This is a genomic window from Pseudidiomarina fusca, assembly GCF_032227045.1.
Classification (GTDB): Bacteria; Pseudomonadota; Gammaproteobacteria; order Enterobacterales; family Alteromonadaceae; genus Pseudidiomarina; species Pseudidiomarina fusca.
In genome coordinates, this window is sequence record NZ_JANFPJ010000027.1 from 1 (window position 1) to 14,888 (window position 14,888).

The following is a 14,888-nucleotide window of genomic DNA, read 5'->3' on the forward strand; positions in this document are numbered from 1 at the left end:
CGAAGGAATTTGTGGTTTAGCCACAGTTGTTCATGAGCTGAAGAAGCAACGATTGCAAACAGCTACAACTGAGCATTGGCGCACGCTGAGAGTAAATGGTAACCGATTAGATAACCATTGATTGTTTATAAAGTCAAGATCAGCGAAAATAGCGGCCAATTACGATTAACACGACGGATTTGACAAGCGAAGAACTGAAAAGAGAGTACTTCCAAAAGTGTGTACAAATCCGTGTACAAACTAAAAGAATTTATACATGGCAAACCAAGATTTTCTTAATGAAATCAATAAGCGAAGGACCTTTGCTATCATCTCGCACCCTGATGCTGGTAAAACAACCATTACCGAAAAAGTCTTGTTGCACGGGCAGAAACTGCAAAAGGCTGGTACCGTAAAAGGTAAAAAGTCGGGCCAACATGCAAAATCTGACTGGATGGAGATGGAAAAAGAACGGGGTATCTCGGTAACGACCTCGGTGATGCAATTTCCTTATCGTGAAGCCTTGGTGAATTTGTTAGACACGCCAGGACACGAAGATTTCTCGGAAGATACCTACCGTACTTTAACCGCGGTAGATTCATGCTTGATGGTTATCGATGGCGCCAAAGGGGTAGAAGAGCGCACCATAAAATTAATGGAAGTAACACGCTTGCGTGATACGCCGATCATTACTTTTATGAACAAGCTTGACCGTGACATTCGCGATCCGGTGGAGTTGTTAGACGAAGTAGAAAACGTCTTAAACATTATGTGTGCTCCTATCACTTGGCCGATAGGTTCGGGCAAGAATTTTAAGGGGGTGTATAACCTCCTAAAAGACGAAGTGGTTCTGTATAAGTCGGGGCAAGGCCACAAGATTCAGGATAAAGATGTCATTCAAGGTCTAGATAACCCTGAACTTGACCAGCGGATTGGTAACTACGCTGATGACTTGCGGCTGGAAATTGAGCTGGTTAAAGGTGCGTCCAACGCATTTGATAAAGAACTCTTTTTAGCTGGTGAATTAACGCCCGTTTACTTTGGTACGGCGTTGGGTAACTTTGGCGTGGATCACATGCTCGACGGTTTGGTGGAGTGGGCACCTAGTCCACTAGCTCGTGATACCGATACTGGCGTTGAGGTGAGTGCAAGTCAGTCAGGTTTTTCGGGCTTTGTCTTTAAAATTCAAGCGAATATGGATCCGAAGCATCGCGACCGTGTGGCTTTTATGCGGATTGTGTCTGGTAAGTATGAAAAAGGCATGAAGATGCACCAAGTACGCCTCGGCAAAGATGTGCGTATCGCCGATGCATTAACTTTTTTGGCGGGCGATCGTGAACAAGTAGAAGAGGCCTATCCAGGCGATATTATTGGCTTGCATAACCATGGCACGATTCAAATTGGGGATACTTTTACCGGCGGCGAAAAATTTAAGTTCAGCGGCATTCCGAACTTTGCGCCAGAGCTATTCCGTCGTATTCGTTTAAAAGATCCGCTTAAGCAAAAGCAGCTTTTAAAAGGCTTGGTACAGCTTTCTGAAGAAGGTGCTGTGCAAGTATTTCGACCGCTGATTAACAATGACTTAATTGTTGGTGCGGTAGGGGTGCTGCAGTTTGATGTGGTGGTACACCGACTAAAATCAGAATATAACGTTGATGCTGTGTACGAAAACATTAACGTCGCCACGGCGCGGTGGGTGCACTCAGCTGATGCACGCAAGTTAGATGAATTTCGCCGCAAGGCTGAAGCAAACTTGGCTCTAGATGGCGGTGACAATCTTACTTATATAGCGCCTACTATGGTGAACTTGAGTTTGGCCACAGAACGCTATCCTGATATCACCTTCAGCCATACCCGCGAGCATTAAATTGCTAGGGTGAGTAAGCACCGTAAGGAGTCGAGATGGCCAAGCTTAGATTGTGTGACAGCCATTGCCATCTCGATTTCGCTGAGTTTGCGGCCGATCGAAAGGAGATCGTAGCACGTGCCTTAGCCGCCGGAGTAGAGGCAATCATAGTGCCAGGGGTGGCACGCCAAGCAGCGGCTGATGTGTGGTTACAGCAATGCCAAGGTGTCACCATTCATCGGGGCGTTGGGCTACATCCTTATTTTATTGCTCAACATCAATTAGCCGATCTAGCTTGGGTTGAGCAACAACTGCAACAACACCCAGCATGGGTGATCGGTGAAGTTGGCTTAGATAAAACTTGCGCCAATTATCCCAAGCAACAACAACTCTTTCTCGGACAGCTAGAATTAGCTGCTCAGTATCAGCGACCCCTGTTAATTCATCATCGCCAAAGCCAAGCGGACTTGCTTCAACTCATCAAACCGTTAGCTTCTCAATTACCGGCGTACCCAGGTATCTTGCATGCTTTTAGCGGTAGTCTTCAGCAAGCCGAACAGTGGCTGGCGCTAGGCTTTAAACTAGGGGTCGGTGGGGTGATAAGTTATCCCCGAGCACAGAAAACCAGAGCGACTGTGGCTGCCTTACCGTTAGATAGTTTGGTGTTAGAAACAGATGCGCCTAGCATGCCGTTACAAGGGTTTCAGGGCCAACGTAACGAGCCAGCGCAGATTGCACGGGTTTTAACCGAGCTACAGGGGTTGCGTACTGAGTCTGTGGCAGAGCTAGCTGCGGCTACGTGGGATAACAGCATGGCTATCGTTGCTAATTTAGGTTAAGCAACGCTATGGGGTTGCCGGTGTGGTAACGGTGCGGCGCCAACGATTGAAGGTGGTTGCTAACAAAACTCCAGCTAGAATGGCAAAGGCCAGTAAAAACTGACCATAAAAGCTTAAATATGAGTGGGTATTTAACGGTTGCTCTAATAATAACGCTTCATCGATAACCAGAGTTAGATAGCCATAAATAGTGTCACCATCTGAGATCTCTTCAACCAAGATGAAAGCTTGTTGCAAGGCATCACTATCAGCTTGAAAATGAGATTGAGTAAGCTCTTCGCCATATCTGTTTTGAACACTAGCAGCCGCGATAAAAGGTTGTTGCTGTAATTGGTTCACTAGTGCGTCAAGATGCTCAGGTTGGTCGTTAGCTAGCCACTGCTGCGCAGAAAAAGCCGCTTGGCGTGCTGTCGTTTGCATTAATTGGTGGCTGTGGCTTTGAAACTCTTGCAGGCTGGTGGTGTGCATGGTGCCCCAGAACTGCTCAATGAGAATGACTAATAGCACAGCTAGCCCCAATCGGCGCAAGCGGCGATAGACAAGTTGGAAACTGCTGATAACATGGCTAGGTAACTTTGACATGGTGCAAATATACGTTGTCTCACTGATTTGGTGCAAGCAAAGTTGATGCTTTTCTTGTACTCCAGCAGCTAACTGAAAAGGACAAGATGTTCATGATTGATTTGCATAAACCCGGATTAGTGTTGTTTGACATGGACTCAACGCTAATTACCATCGAATGCATCGACGAGATCGCTGAACTAGCAGGTTATCGACATCAGGTAGAGCAGATCACCGCTGCCGCAATGCGTGGTGAGTTAGATTTTGCCGCCAGTTTAAGACAACGAATGCAGTTATTAAAGGGAGTAGCACAAGCTGATTTTCAGCAATTATTTGAGCCGATTCCTTGGAGCCAAGGAGCCGTTGAGTTACTCACTTGGTTTCGGCAACTAGGCTGGAAAACCGCAGTAGTGTCTGGCGGCTTTACCTGGTTTGCCGAGCAATTACAGCAGCAGGCGCCGTTAGATGTTGTGATTGCCAATCGATTAATTTGGGATGGTGATAGACTGACCGGTGACGTTGCCGAGCCCATTATAGATGCGCAAGCGAAAGCCGCCGCAGTCACGCAGTTAGCACAGCAGTTTGGTATCGCTATGGAGCAAACCATCGCGGTAGGAGACGGCTCTAACGACAGTCTTATGTTGCAGCAAGCGGCCCTTGGCATAGCCTATTGTGCTAAGCCGGCATTGCAAGCCGTCGCTGATGTGGTCATTAACGAGCCCAATCTTAGCGCGATAAAAGCTCACTTAACGCAGTAGAGCACAAGCAACTAATAAGCTTATTAAAGAATAACCCAAGGATAGTTATGGCAAAGGCAAAAACGGCATATGTTTGTAATGATTGTGGTGCCGATTACGTACGTTGGTTAGGTCAATGTACGGAATGCAAAGCGTGGAATACCATCACCGAAGTACGTATAGGGACGGCTAAAACGGCCGCGGTTGAGCGTCGCGGTTACGCTGGTGCAACGCTCGCTAAAGTACAGACCTTGAACGAAGTCGATCTTGAAGAGCTGCCGCGCTTTAGTAGCACCTTTAAAGAGTTCGATCGGGTTCTTGGTGGTGGTATTGTGCCAGGCTCGGCCATTTTGATTGGGGGTTCGCCAGGTGCAGGTAAGAGTACATTGTTACTGCAAACCATGTGTCAATTGGCAGAGGTGATGCCAACCTTGTATGTAACTGGAGAAGAATCGTTACAACAAGTAGCGTTGCGCGCCCAGCGGTTAAATCTACCCACCGATAAACTGCGCATGTTAGCGGAAACATCCGTTGAAACCATTTGTGATTTAGCCGACAAAGAACAACCCCGAGTGATGGTCATTGACTCTATTCAGGTGATGCACTTGGCTGACATTCAGTCTGCTCCTGGGAGTGTATCCCAAGTACGTGAGTGTGCCGCCTATCTTACTCGCTATGCCAAGCTCAAAGGGGTAGCCATACTGATGGTCGGGCATGTGACTAAAGATGGTTCTTTAGCTGGCCCCAAAGTGTTAGAACACTGTATTGACTGCTCTATTTTGCTAGAAGGTAGCGCAGATTCTCGCTTTCGTACCTTGCGTGGCCATAAAAACCGCTTTGGTCCAGCCAATGAATTAGGGGTGTTTGCCATGACCGGGCAAGGCCTGAAAGAAGTGACTAATCCTTCTGCGATATTTTTGCAACGTGCTGAAGAGCATGGCAGTGGTTCAGCGGTGATGGTGATTTGGGAGGGTACTCGTCCGTTGTTGGTGGAGCTGCAAGCGCTTGTCGATGCAACTCAGTTGGCAAACCCACGCCGCGTCGCGGTGGGCATGGAAACCACTCGTTTAGCCATGTTGTTGGCCGTATTACACCGCCACGGTGGTTTACACATGTCCGATCAAGATGTGTTCGTCAACGTGGTTGGTGGCGTTCGAGTTACCGAGACAGGTGCGGATTTGGCGCTATTATTGGCAATTGTATCTAGCTTTCGTGAGCAGCCGTTGCCCCGTGATGTGATTATTTTTGGTGAAGTGGGTCTATCGGGCGAAATCAGGCCCGTGCAAAATGGCTTGGCGCGTTTGAACGAAGCCGCCAAACATGGTTTTACCAAGGCTATTGTTCCTTATGGTAACCGTCCTAAAGAGACGATTGCTGGGATGCAGGTCACCGCGGTGAAAACCTTGCAAGAGGCATTGGATACCTTGTGATTGCACGACTCACGTTAGTCAGTATCGTCATCGGTTGGCTCAGCTTAACCACGGTACAGGCTAAGCCAGTAACTGTGGTTTCGCTTAACCCATGTTTTGATACTTGGTTACCGCAGTGGTTACCAAACGACTGGGAAATAATTCCAACCACGGCACATGGCAATCGATTGGAACAGGTTTTACTGGCACAGCCAGACTATGTGGTTTATGGCACTTTTACTCGTGCTCGCTTAGTTAACCAGTTAGCTAGGCATACGCAGATGGTGTTGGTGGAACAGCCGCAAACGTGGGCGCAGTGGCAGCGAACCGTAGCAGAAGCAGCAACAGTGATGGCTATTGCAGAGCGGGGTCAAGCCTGGTTAGAGCAGCAGCAAGACCAACTTAGCCAACTTCCCAACATGGAACAATCGGTACTCGTGTTGATGCCCAATCAGTACGCTTGGGGGGGCGCTAGTTGGTTGGCGCAACTTTTTGCTAAACAACAGATCCGATGGATAAGCCTGCATCAAGACCTGGTGCTATATCAGCTTAATCTCGAACAATTACTAAAATTAAATCCGGAGCTTATTGTACTCGAAGGCTTTGCTAAGCCTTACGCTCGGGCAAATGATTGGTTGTGGCATAGTGCTCTAACCCCTTGGTTGCAGCAACGGCAGGTTCGTAGCATTCCTACCGCGGTGTCTGGATGCCCTGCAACGCGGGCAGTTGATTATTTGCAAGCCGTCGTAGGTGAGCCATGAGGGTAAAACTATGGTTAGTGCTATGCCTTGCCAGCTTACTCATTGGCTTAGGCTATTTAGGCAGTGGTGTTGATGGTTGGCGGTTACTCCCAGAAAACGCACTAGAGTCAGCTATTTTATTTGAGATAAGACTCCCGCGCCTAGTGCTTGCTGGATTAAACGGCATGGCGTTAGGGATGGCTGGCGCAGTGCTGCAATTACAATTAAAAAACCCATTAGCAGAACCGGGTATAACAGGTATCGCTGGTGGAGCAGGTTTAGCTACTGTGGTGGCACTTTATTGGGGTGGATTAACACCGATAGCTTGGAGTTTGCCCTTAGTGGGAATGTTAGGTGGCGCTCTTAGCTTAATATTGTTGTGGCTGTTAAGTAGTGGCCAAATGTTTGGCTTGCGGCTGATTTTGGCAGGCGTAGCTCTAGCTTCGTTAACGGGTGCACTTATGGCTGTGGTGCTTAATTTGGCGCCAAATCCGTTTGCGTTTCAAGAATGGGCTTTGTGGTTGATGGGGTCAGTAGCAAATCGCGGTTGGTCGCATGTGTGGTTGATGGCGCCGAGTTTAGTCCTTGCGTTGTTGTTATTGCTAAGTCAGCGGCGCTTTCTCAGCGCCCAAATTTTTGATGATGCCACCATCGCAACCTTGGGTTTTCAGTTAGGCTGGAACCGTTTTTTGATTTTCGCTGCGGTTACTTTACTGGTATCGGCATCGGTGGTTACCGCTGGTATTATTGGCTTTGTTGGTTTGTTAGCCCCCCATGCAGCTCGGTTGCTAGGGCAACATCAACCACTACCCATGATCTTGCTGAGTGCTTTGTTAGGGGCGTGGTTGTTGATGCTAATGGACTGGCTAGTGCGGCTTATACCTACGCCAGTTGAGTTACAGCTGGGCGTGGTAGTGTCGTTAATTGGAGCTCCATGGCTACTGATATTATTGTACCGACAATATTCAGCAAAGTACTAAAATACATCTTGATAAGGTTGGCTAAAGTAGCATGCTAGAAGTCTCAGGTTTAAGTTTAGAAAGCAGGCTCACTAACGTTAATCTGCGCTTATCGGCAGGGCAAATGGTGGGGGTGATTGGTGCTAATGGCGCCGGTAAATCAACCTTACTGAAATTACTGGCTGGTTTGCTCACGCCAAGTTCTGGTGGGAGTGTATGGCAGCAATTAGACTTGCATCACATCAATCCTAGCCAGCGGCGTCAGCAACTTGCCTACATTGCTCAGCAAACCCTTGTTAATGAAGCTGTGACAGTTGCCTATGCTCTGCAAGTGAGCCAAGTTAATCTGGCCCAAACCAAGTCTCAGTTACGTCATTACCGACAGCAAACGAGTGCAGAGTTTGGTTTAACCGAGCTGTTACAACGCCCAGTAACTGATTTATCTGGCGGCGAACTGAAGCGAGTTCAATTGGCCTGTGGTCTGATTGGGCAGCAGCCTTTAATTCTAGCTGATGAACCCATTGCTAGCTTAGATCTAAGGCATCAACTAGAAACCCTCATGCTACTTAAGCAGCGCGCGGACAATGGTGCTTTGGTGTTAGTGGCACTTCATGATCTGGCGTTAGCGGCGCGCTTTTGTCAACAATTGGTGTTGCTGCATCAGGGCCAGCTGTTGGCGGTTGGTGAGCCAGCTGAGGTGTTGTCGAAGTCACTATTGCAACAGGCTTATCAGGTCGAAGTTGAGTGGGTTTGCCATCAACACGGGGTAGCCATGCTACCCCGACTGTTAACTGATTAATGTTCGGCCGCCCACTGGTCGATAATACGCCAAGGTTTAGTAGGGGATAAAGTGGTGCTGGTGGTACTCGAGCTGGTTGGGTTGGTGGCACAGGTACCGGTTTCAATATGTTGATTAACCGCCCGTAGCATTGGGTCGTTGGCATGCCCCCAATCGCCGGTGAGGCTATCCGGTGCGCTACAATCTGCGGCGATACCATTAAAGTAACGACCCTCGCCGAGCGCATTCACAATCTCAAAATTGACCACGAAGGTTCGCTTATCACAAATCCGTTGCGGTATTTGGCCAACGGGTTTGCCGCAGGTTCTGGCTCCTATCACCACCACCTCGACAAACGGCTCCAAGGCATTGATGATCAGCTCTGAAGAAGAACAGCTTTGCGCCGTAGTTAGTACATACACACGTTCTAAATCAAGCTGTTGAACGCCATCATACATTTGAAAGAGTTCGGTAAAATTTTGCTCACTATTGTCTGCGTTAAATAGGTAATCGCCAAACACTTCACCAATGACGTTATTACCGGCAGCCTGCGTGGCGGCCTGATTAGCATATCTGGTTAAGCCTCCGCCGTTATAGCGAACGTCTATGACGAGTTCATCAACCCCTTGTAACTCATTGTATGCTTGATTTAGATCGTCACCAGTGCGGTTGATAAAGGTATTAAGCACATAATAGCCCACCGTTTTGTCGCCGACGCTGTAACTGCTGGTAGCTAAGACGGTGTTCGTTTCTACCTCGGTTTTAGTCAGCACATCGGTATAGGTATCACCAGCGACAGTACGCCACGTTAGGGTTGCAGTTACCCCATCGTCATCATCACCGAGCGCTTCTTGATAGCGCCCTTGGGCAAGTAATAACTGCACTGACTCACCATTTATGTGAGTGATTTCGTCGGAACGTTTGATTCCAGCCAGAGCCGCCGGCGAATCTTGATAGACATAATTGACAAATACCCGAGCGGTGGTGGTAACTCGTGTAGCAAAGCCAAAACCAATGTAGGCGGCGTTCACGTAGCGGTCTTGATATTGCTGTTCAGTGGTAATGAATGAGTACCGATCCTCGCTGACGGTAATGGCATCTAAGAGTTCGTAAATATCAGCGTAGTTATCAGGATCGATAGAATCAGCGAGCTCGGCATTCCAAAAATACTGCTCGTACATGTAATCGAGAAATTGTTGCTTCTCATCACTAACCGAACACTGCCCAACAATCGCAGTGGCGTCATCGTTGTTGCTATCACTGCCGCCACAGCCGCTGAGACTAAGAGTGGTGATAGCTGCCAATACCCAAAATCGTGTCATGTTGTGATCCTAACCTTGCTTGTTCTAGCTATTATGGTGGTTGTTTCAACAATTATCATCGCCACAGTTGTTTGCCTAGTGACGCCTGCTATGAAATTTGGCACACTGCTGGCTGTTCATCAAGTAAGAGATGTATATATGACCGCAGTAATGATTGATTTGGCCGGCCCAGAGCTCAGCGCAGAAGAGCGTGATATCTTGGGACATCCCGCTGTTGGCGGGGTTATCTATTTTACGCGAAACTTTGTAGAACAAGATCAACTACAAGAGTTAATCAGACAAACTCGTGCAGCGGCTCGTAATCCACTGATTCTAGCGGTTGATCATGAAGGTGGTCGAGTACAAAGGTTTCTCCAAGGTTTTTCTGCGATTCCACCGATGGCGGATATTTTGCGCAGTAACTCAAGTCAAGTTCAGGCCTTAGCTCATGCTCAAGAACTGGCTTGGCTAATGGCCTCCGAAGTACTAGCGATGGACATAGATATCAGTTTTGCTCCGGTATTAGATGTTAACGGAATAAGTCAGGTGATTGGTGATCGGGCTTTTGCAGCCCATGCGGATGCCATCGTTCCTATCGCCAGAGCCTTCATTAAAGGCATGCATCAAGCAGGCATGAAGGCTACCGGTAAGCACTTTCCTGGCCACGGTTCAGTATTGGCCGACTCGCATATTGATATTCCAGTTGATGAGCGTAGTTGGGAAGAAATAAAAGCAACCGATCTACCGCCATTCATTGAATTAGCCAATTGTTTAGATGCAATAATGCCAGCTCATGTTATTTACCCTGCAGTAGATGATAAACCCGCTGGGTTCTCCCAATATTGGTTACAGGATATTCTGCGGGCACAACTGCAGTTTAGTGGGGTGATCTTCAGCGATGATTTAGCCATGGCTGGCGCCACTGTTGCTGGGACTATGGCCGAACGAGCCCATGCTGCTCTAGATGCTGGTTGCGACATGGTGTTAGCCTGTAATGATCGAGCTGGTGCTATTAGCGTAATCGAGGCGGTAGAGCCGCTGTTGGAGCAACGCTCAAGACAAGCGACTCGTTGTTACGAATTGCTTGCCAAAGCTGCGGCGATGCCAATGAAAACTCTGCAAAATCACCCACGCTGGCATGCTGCTCAAAAAATTCTAGCCCATTATCACAACGACCAATAGTTAAGCAGCAGCCAAGCCGTAAAGGTAGAATGTTGGCAAGTGAACAAGCGTTATCCGAGCGGCGCTGTTAACTTGCCAAGTAGTAAGCAAGTTACTCGTAGGGGAGCGGATCCACCTGATGATTGGCGGCAAAAGCTTCGAGACGTTCAACACAAGCACCGCACTTACCACAAGCTTTATCGCGACCGTTGTAGCAAGTCCAAGTCTGGCTGTAATCTAAGCTCATACTAATACCATCGGCTAAAATAGCGGCTTTGTCTTGATGTAAATAAGGAACCTCGATACGAATTGGTTCATAGTTAGCAATCAAACTAACCTCATTCATTTTTTCTACGAACTCAGGACGACAATCAGGGTAAATAAAATGATCACCCGAATGAGCGCCGTAATAAACAGCTTCGGCTTCTAATGAGACAGCGTAACCAATCGCTAGCGATAGCAAAATCATATTGCGATTAGGCACCACGGTTGATTTCATACTTTGTGCTTCGTAGTGTCCTTCAGGAATAGCGATATCCGAGGTGAGTGAGCTGCCTGCCAAGAGTTGATTGATTGCGGTAATATCAACAACCTTATGATTAACATTTAATTGTTGGCAGACCTGGGCTGCTACTTCAAGTTCTTTGACGTGACGCTGACCGTAATTGAAGGATAAGGCATACACCTCATGACCATGCGCTAGCGCATGATGTAATACCGTGAACGAATCCATCCCGCCAGAATAGATCACCACAACTTTTGCCATCAATAGATCCCTTTTCGGTTGGTTTGCGATACAATTTATCGCTGCGGTTGGTTAACTAGATAGACCCCGTAGCCACTCTTTAGTAAAGAGTAATGGTCGTTTTGCGTAGGGCCTATTGTAGCGTAATTTTTGGAGAATCCCATTAACAACATCTATCCGATCAACGAGATCTTTCAAACCATTCAAGGTGAAGGTGTGTTCACCGGGGTACCGGCTATCTTTATTCGCCTACAAGGCTGTCCGGTTGGTTGTCCTTGGTGTGATACCCAACATACCTGGTACCAGCATCAAGAGCGGCAAGTCGCCCTGTCTGAGGTTGTAGAAAAAGCAGCTCCGAGCGATACCTGGGCGGGTGTTACGGCAGCTGCCATCGTGGCTGAATTGCAGCAGCGCGGCTATCAAGCTAAGCATGTGGTGATTACCGGCGGTGAACCTGCTATGTATGATCTACGTGAATTAGCGGCCGCACTTGAACACAATGGGTATCAACTTCAGATAGAAACAAGTGGTACTTTTGCTATTCAAACCTCTGCTGATACCTGGGTTACCGTGTCACCTAAATTAAATATGCCGGGCGGCTATTTAGTTCGTCCCGACTGTATGCAAAGAGCGAACGAGATCAAATATCCGGTTGCTATGCAAAAGCATATTGATGAGTTTGATAAACTCCTACAAGTTTGTCCACCAGCTGCTACTGCTGTCATCGCATTACAGCCAATCAGCCAGCGCCCGCGCGCCACTCAGTTGGCAATGCAAGTTTGTATTGAACGCAATTGGCGTTTATCAGTGCAAATGCACAAGTATCTTAATATTGAGTAAGCCTTAACCGCTACGAACTCTCGTTCCTGCAAACCTGCTTTTATACTCAGCATTCTTTTCACATGTAAGCGTGCATTACCAAGTCGTAATGTCACGCTCAGGAGAATGCTATGTACCATGTTATCTGTTCTAGAAAACCTGTTCGCCAGTCCAATAAACGTTTAGTCCGTGGTCAGGGCATGACCGAGTACATCATTATCGTGGCACTTATTGCGGTTGCTGCTATTGGTGTGTACTCGCTGTTAGGTGAAACTGTTCGTAGCCAAGTTGCGGGTATTGCCGCCGAGGTTTCTGGACAAAGTTCTAACGATGCCATTAATCATGCTCGTAGCAAGGCTCGCGAATCGAAAACCCTAGCACAAACCAAAGTAACATTAGGGTCTTATGATGAAACGACAGGTACTGGGGCTAACTAATGTTAGCTTCTCGTACTCGTCAACAAGGCCATGTTAGCGTGTTCATCATCCCGGTCCTAGCGGCAATATTATTATTGCTGCTAGGAGCTATTTCACAATCGGTGAAGTTGCAGCAACGATGGCATGTGCAAACGGCTGCTGACAACATGGCCATGAGTGCAGCTGTTCTTATGGCGCGTGAAATGAATTTGCAAGCCTTGATTAATCGGGCTCGTATCTCAAATCAACTATTGGCCGCACAGCTACTAGGGTTTCGTAGTTGGTTCGCAATGACTTCTAAAGTTGTCAATAAGATAGCCACGGTATTGAGATTTGTTCCTGCTCTAACACAACCGATGCATGCACTGATTCGAGTCATTAGGCAAGTTGATCAAGCTGTTGAACAGATGGTCAAACTTGGATTAATAGCACAACAATCGCTCGACAACGTCTATACGCTAACGCAAGTCGCGATTCGTGCCAGTTTTGGTCTGCTTATCCCAAGTACTTTAACTAAGATTGCCCAGCATCATGGGTTAAGTGAACAGGCCTGGCAATTACTAGGCGGAAGTGGACTCACTGATTTTCATCCAGCTTGGGCTATTTATTTACGTCCTACATCATCCAATTCGGATGATGGCAGATTAGAACAAATCATGCGAGCTAGTACCGATCCCTTCACTGAGTTTCGCTCCTACCTTTGGGCTGATATACCACTGATTAAAGTCCCTAAAAAAGGAGGGGCTGAGTTGCGAGTTGATAGCCGCGGTAAGTGGCATTGGCAGGCTTTAGACACAGTAACTTTAGAGGTTAAAGGAGTAGCAAACTACTCGTTGGGATGGGGGGCTGCCACCAAAGGCAATCGTATTACTCACATCGGTAAAGAAGATTTCGGACATAGCGGCGGCAAGGGTGCCAAGCGGCGAGTAGATGTGCATAAGAAGGCCCTTAGGACACAGCGAAAACTAGGTAACTCTGTGGGGCCGCTTCGTTATATTGACCGTAGAGATTTTGCTCCGTCGGAATGGCCAGCAGTAATAGTTAGGTTTGCTGGTGCAGTTGCCAAAGCGGGAGTCAGTTTTTCTCGGCCCAGCTCGTTGTTCCCGAGAGAAGACCGTATTCAAGAGCAAGCCAATCTGTTCAATCCTCTATGGCAAGCTGAATTACAATCCTTGACGCCACAAAACAAACTTATATTGAGCCAGGTGAATCATGTTGATGCGCAGAGCAATAGCCAAAACTAATCCCAAGGCTCTTAGGTTGTTGCAATGTCCTAGGCAGTTGGCTGGGCAAGCCTTATTTGAAAGTATGGGGTTGCTGCTGGTTGCGGCAATCATTCTTGGCAGTAGTTTGCCGCTTATCCATAGCGCCTTAAAGGATAAGCATGAAAGTGCCATGTACAGCCGTAATCAACTTTGGCAACACCATCCACAAGAGGTTGTTAATACCACGCGCAACTACCCCTTTGCAGAACGCTTGGGGAGTACTGTTGGCGTTCTGAAACAGTTAACGGCGCTTGAACTTGAGGTAAATAATCTGCGTTACTTTGATGATAGTGCGACTTCTTCGAACTTGACCTCGGCCAGCATGGATGCTGGTAATAATTCGCCCAGAACATTACCCATGGCCCTTCTAAGTGATGGTTGGAGTGTCAAAGCTACGGATGGTTTAGTTTCTGAACCACGGCGTCTAACTTTGGGGCATTATCTTGATGAGCTAGGCTTTACTACAGTTCTTAATTGGTCCGCCAAATTTCTATTGATCATGAAAGAGTTCAAATCAGACTCGCTTAAATTAGGTCATGTTGAGCCTGATGCGACTCCGTACGAGTTGGCTTGCAAGGAGAGTAGAAGAGGATGTTAACACTTACCTTACTTGCAACTGCATTTCCATTGGCACAATGGTTGCCTGAAGTCCTGACTAAAACTGCGGCCATGACGATTTGGGTGCTGCACGCACCACTGACTATTAATGCACTCGAGCAACAGATGGGCTGTGTTGATAGTGAAACCTTGGTGCAATCGGTATATACCATGCGTACTTGTCGATCTGGGCAGCAATATTTCACGATTTTTACTGACATCGCTAAACCTGATGAATTGTACTTAATGTTGGCTGAGCAGAAGGTTCAGCCATCGCCTTTGCCGCAATCGCTGTCAGGGCTTGCGAAAGTTGCTGATGCAGATATCGAGGACAATGGTCAGCGCGTGGTAAGCATCCAAGTGAATCGTTCGCGCGAACAATTAGTACGATATTTTCAGCTGCGTATGGCTCACCGAGAACCAACCGTAGAGGTGATGAACGATCACTATCTGTTGCTGAGTTTGAAGCATCCGCAAGAGCAAATAGTTCTAGCCAAAGAGGGTACAGACACCCTCGTTGTTAGCATGTCTGAAAATCACCATGATTAGTCTGCAACGCGGTCAGGCTATGGTCGAGAGCCTGTTATTGGCCATGGCACTGTTGTTAATTTTGATAGTTCCAGTAACTGAACAAGGGCAGACTCTACTTGATTTTTTGGGGCATATTGTGGCTAGCACCGCGGCTCTATTTGAATGGATTTGGGATGATTTTTTATTGCAACCGGGAGTGTCGTAA

General features: G+C 47.5%; 17 protein-coding genes. 14 read left to right on the top strand and 3 right to left on the bottom strand.

What is annotated here, in order from left to right; all coding sequences use genetic code 11:
- Window positions 1–256: 256 nt before the first annotated feature.
- The gene (gene prfC / locus NOG12_RS11145) at window positions 257–1,846 is read left to right on the top strand and encodes a peptide chain release factor 3 (protein WP_313933300.1); all 1,590 of its coding nucleotides are present in this window, start codon (window positions 257–259) and stop codon (window positions 1,844–1,846) included.
- Window positions 1,847–1,881: 35 nt separating this feature from the next.
- A complete protein-coding gene (locus NOG12_RS11150) occupies window positions 1,882–2,664 on the top strand; it encodes a TatD family hydrolase (RefSeq protein ID WP_313933301.1) in 783 nt (260 codons plus the stop codon).
- Window positions 2,665–2,670: 6 nt separating this feature from the next.
- On the opposite strand, the gene NOG12_RS11155 is transcribed toward NOG12_RS11150, so the two are convergent.
- Window positions 2,671–3,246, bottom strand: coding sequence for an AhpA/YtjB family protein (locus NOG12_RS11155; protein WP_153826342.1), 576 nt, complete (start codon window positions 3,244–3,246; stop codon window positions 2,671–2,673).
- 92 nt (window positions 3,247–3,338) lie between these two features.
- On the opposite strand from NOG12_RS11155, the gene serB reads away from it, so the two are divergent.
- From serB to NOG12_RS11180, 5 genes are read left to right on the top strand one after another with little or no spacing between them, the layout of a single operon-like run.
- Window positions 3,339–3,983 carry a phosphoserine phosphatase SerB gene (serB, locus tag NOG12_RS11160; protein WP_313933302.1) on the top strand — a complete coding sequence of 215 codons (645 nt, stop codon included), beginning with the start codon at window positions 3,339–3,341 and terminating at the stop codon, window positions 3,981–3,983.
- A 47-nt stretch (window positions 3,984–4,030) separates the two neighbouring features.
- On the top strand, window positions 4,031–5,392 hold the full coding sequence (radA, locus tag NOG12_RS11165) for a DNA repair protein RadA (RefSeq protein WP_110076569.1): 1,362 nt from the start codon (window positions 4,031–4,033) through the stop codon (window positions 5,390–5,392).
- Window positions 5,389–6,132: a substrate-binding domain-containing protein gene (locus tag NOG12_RS11170; RefSeq protein ID WP_313933303.1), complete on the top strand. Its 744-nt coding sequence runs from the start codon at window positions 5,389–5,391 to the stop codon at window positions 6,130–6,132. The genes radA and NOG12_RS11170 overlap by 4 nt, the downstream gene beginning before the upstream one ends.
- A complete protein-coding gene (locus NOG12_RS11175; RefSeq protein ID WP_313933304.1) occupies window positions 6,129–7,091 on the top strand; it encodes a FecCD family ABC transporter permease in 963 nt (320 codons plus the stop codon). The genes NOG12_RS11170 and NOG12_RS11175 overlap by 4 nt, the downstream gene beginning before the upstream one ends.
- A 31-nt stretch (window positions 7,092–7,122) precedes the next feature.
- Window positions 7,123–7,869: an ABC transporter ATP-binding protein gene (locus tag NOG12_RS11180; protein WP_313933305.1), complete on the top strand. Its 747-nt coding sequence runs from the start codon at window positions 7,123–7,125 to the stop codon at window positions 7,867–7,869.
- Here NOG12_RS11180 and NOG12_RS11185 read toward each other — a convergent pair.
- Window positions 7,866–9,170 (bottom strand): S41 family peptidase, encoded by a 1,305-nt coding sequence (locus tag NOG12_RS11185; protein WP_313933306.1) that lies wholly within the window; start codon window positions 9,168–9,170, stop codon window positions 7,866–7,868. The genes NOG12_RS11180 and NOG12_RS11185 overlap by 4 nt on opposite strands.
- 138 nt (window positions 9,171–9,308) lie before the next feature.
- On the opposite strand from NOG12_RS11185, the gene nagZ reads away from it, so the two are divergent.
- Window positions 9,309–10,331 (top strand): beta-N-acetylhexosaminidase, encoded by a 1,023-nt coding sequence (gene nagZ / locus NOG12_RS11190; protein WP_313933307.1) that lies wholly within the window; start codon window positions 9,309–9,311, stop codon window positions 10,329–10,331.
- 91 nt (window positions 10,332–10,422) lie between these two features.
- On the opposite strand, the gene queC is transcribed toward nagZ, so the two are convergent.
- Window positions 10,423–11,079 (bottom strand): 7-cyano-7-deazaguanine synthase QueC, encoded by a 657-nt coding sequence (gene queC / locus NOG12_RS11195; RefSeq protein ID WP_153826350.1) that lies wholly within the window; start codon window positions 11,077–11,079, stop codon window positions 10,423–10,425.
- Between the two features lie 126 nt (window positions 11,080–11,205).
- Between queC and queE the strand changes: the two genes are divergently transcribed.
- From queE to NOG12_RS11225, 6 genes are all read left to right on the top strand, one after another.
- The gene (gene queE, locus NOG12_RS11200; protein WP_313933308.1) at window positions 11,206–11,895 is read left to right on the top strand and encodes a 7-carboxy-7-deazaguanine synthase QueE; all 690 of its coding nucleotides are present in this window, start codon (window positions 11,206–11,208) and stop codon (window positions 11,893–11,895) included.
- A 110-nt stretch (window positions 11,896–12,005) separates the two neighbouring features.
- A complete protein-coding gene (locus NOG12_RS11205) occupies window positions 12,006–12,311 on the top strand; it encodes a Flp family type IVb pilin (protein ID WP_313933309.1) in 306 nt (101 codons plus the stop codon).
- Complete coding sequence (locus NOG12_RS11210; protein WP_313933310.1) at window positions 12,311–13,534, top strand: hypothetical protein; 1,224 nt, start codon at window positions 12,311–12,313, stop codon at window positions 13,532–13,534. The genes NOG12_RS11205 and NOG12_RS11210 overlap by 1 nt, the downstream gene beginning before the upstream one ends.
- On the top strand, window positions 13,509–14,153 hold the full coding sequence (locus tag NOG12_RS11215) for a hypothetical protein (RefSeq protein ID WP_313933311.1): 645 nt from the start codon (window positions 13,509–13,511) through the stop codon (window positions 14,151–14,153). Before NOG12_RS11210 ends, NOG12_RS11215 begins: the two co-directional genes overlap by 26 nt.
- Window positions 14,147–14,701 (top strand): hypothetical protein, encoded by a 555-nt coding sequence (locus tag NOG12_RS11220; RefSeq protein WP_153826354.1) that lies wholly within the window; start codon window positions 14,147–14,149, stop codon window positions 14,699–14,701. The genes NOG12_RS11215 and NOG12_RS11220 overlap by 7 nt, the downstream gene beginning before the upstream one ends.
- Window positions 14,694–14,888: a hypothetical protein gene (locus NOG12_RS11225; RefSeq protein WP_153826355.1), complete on the top strand. Its 195-nt coding sequence runs from the start codon at window positions 14,694–14,696 to the stop codon at window positions 14,886–14,888. Before NOG12_RS11220 ends, NOG12_RS11225 begins: the two co-directional genes overlap by 8 nt.

Coding starts and splice junctions, on each gene's coding strand:
- prfC (WP_313933300.1), top strand. CDS start 257: ATGGCAAACCAAGATTTTCTTAATGAAATCAATAAGCGAAGGACCTTT.
- NOG12_RS11150 (WP_313933301.1), top strand. CDS start 1,882: ATGGCCAAGCTTAGATTGTGTGACAGCCATTGCCATCTCGATTTCGCT.
- NOG12_RS11155 (WP_153826342.1), bottom strand. CDS start 3,246: ATGTCAAAGTTACCTAGCCATGTTATCAGCAGTTTCCAACTTGTCTAT.
- serB (WP_313933302.1), top strand. CDS start 3,339: ATGATTGATTTGCATAAACCCGGATTAGTGTTGTTTGACATGGACTCA.
- radA (WP_110076569.1), top strand. CDS start 4,031: ATGGCAAAGGCAAAAACGGCATATGTTTGTAATGATTGTGGTGCCGAT.
- NOG12_RS11175 (WP_313933304.1), top strand. CDS start 6,129: ATGAGGGTAAAACTATGGTTAGTGCTATGCCTTGCCAGCTTACTCATT.
- NOG12_RS11180 (WP_313933305.1), top strand. CDS start 7,123: ATGCTAGAAGTCTCAGGTTTAAGTTTAGAAAGCAGGCTCACTAACGTT.
- NOG12_RS11185 (WP_313933306.1), bottom strand. CDS start 9,170: ATGACACGATTTTGGGTATTGGCAGCTATCACCACTCTTAGTCTCAGC.
- nagZ (WP_313933307.1), top strand. CDS start 9,309: ATGACCGCAGTAATGATTGATTTGGCCGGCCCAGAGCTCAGCGCAGAA.
- NOG12_RS11205 (WP_313933309.1), top strand. CDS start 12,006: ATGTACCATGTTATCTGTTCTAGAAAACCTGTTCGCCAGTCCAATAAA.
- NOG12_RS11210 (WP_313933310.1), top strand. CDS start 12,311: ATGTTAGCTTCTCGTACTCGTCAACAAGGCCATGTTAGCGTGTTCATC.
- NOG12_RS11215 (WP_313933311.1), top strand. CDS start 13,509: ATGCGCAGAGCAATAGCCAAAACTAATCCCAAGGCTCTTAGGTTGTTG.
- NOG12_RS11220 (WP_153826354.1), top strand. CDS start 14,147: ATGTTAACACTTACCTTACTTGCAACTGCATTTCCATTGGCACAATGG.
- NOG12_RS11225 (WP_153826355.1), top strand. CDS start 14,694: ATGATTAGTCTGCAACGCGGTCAGGCTATGGTCGAGAGCCTGTTATTG.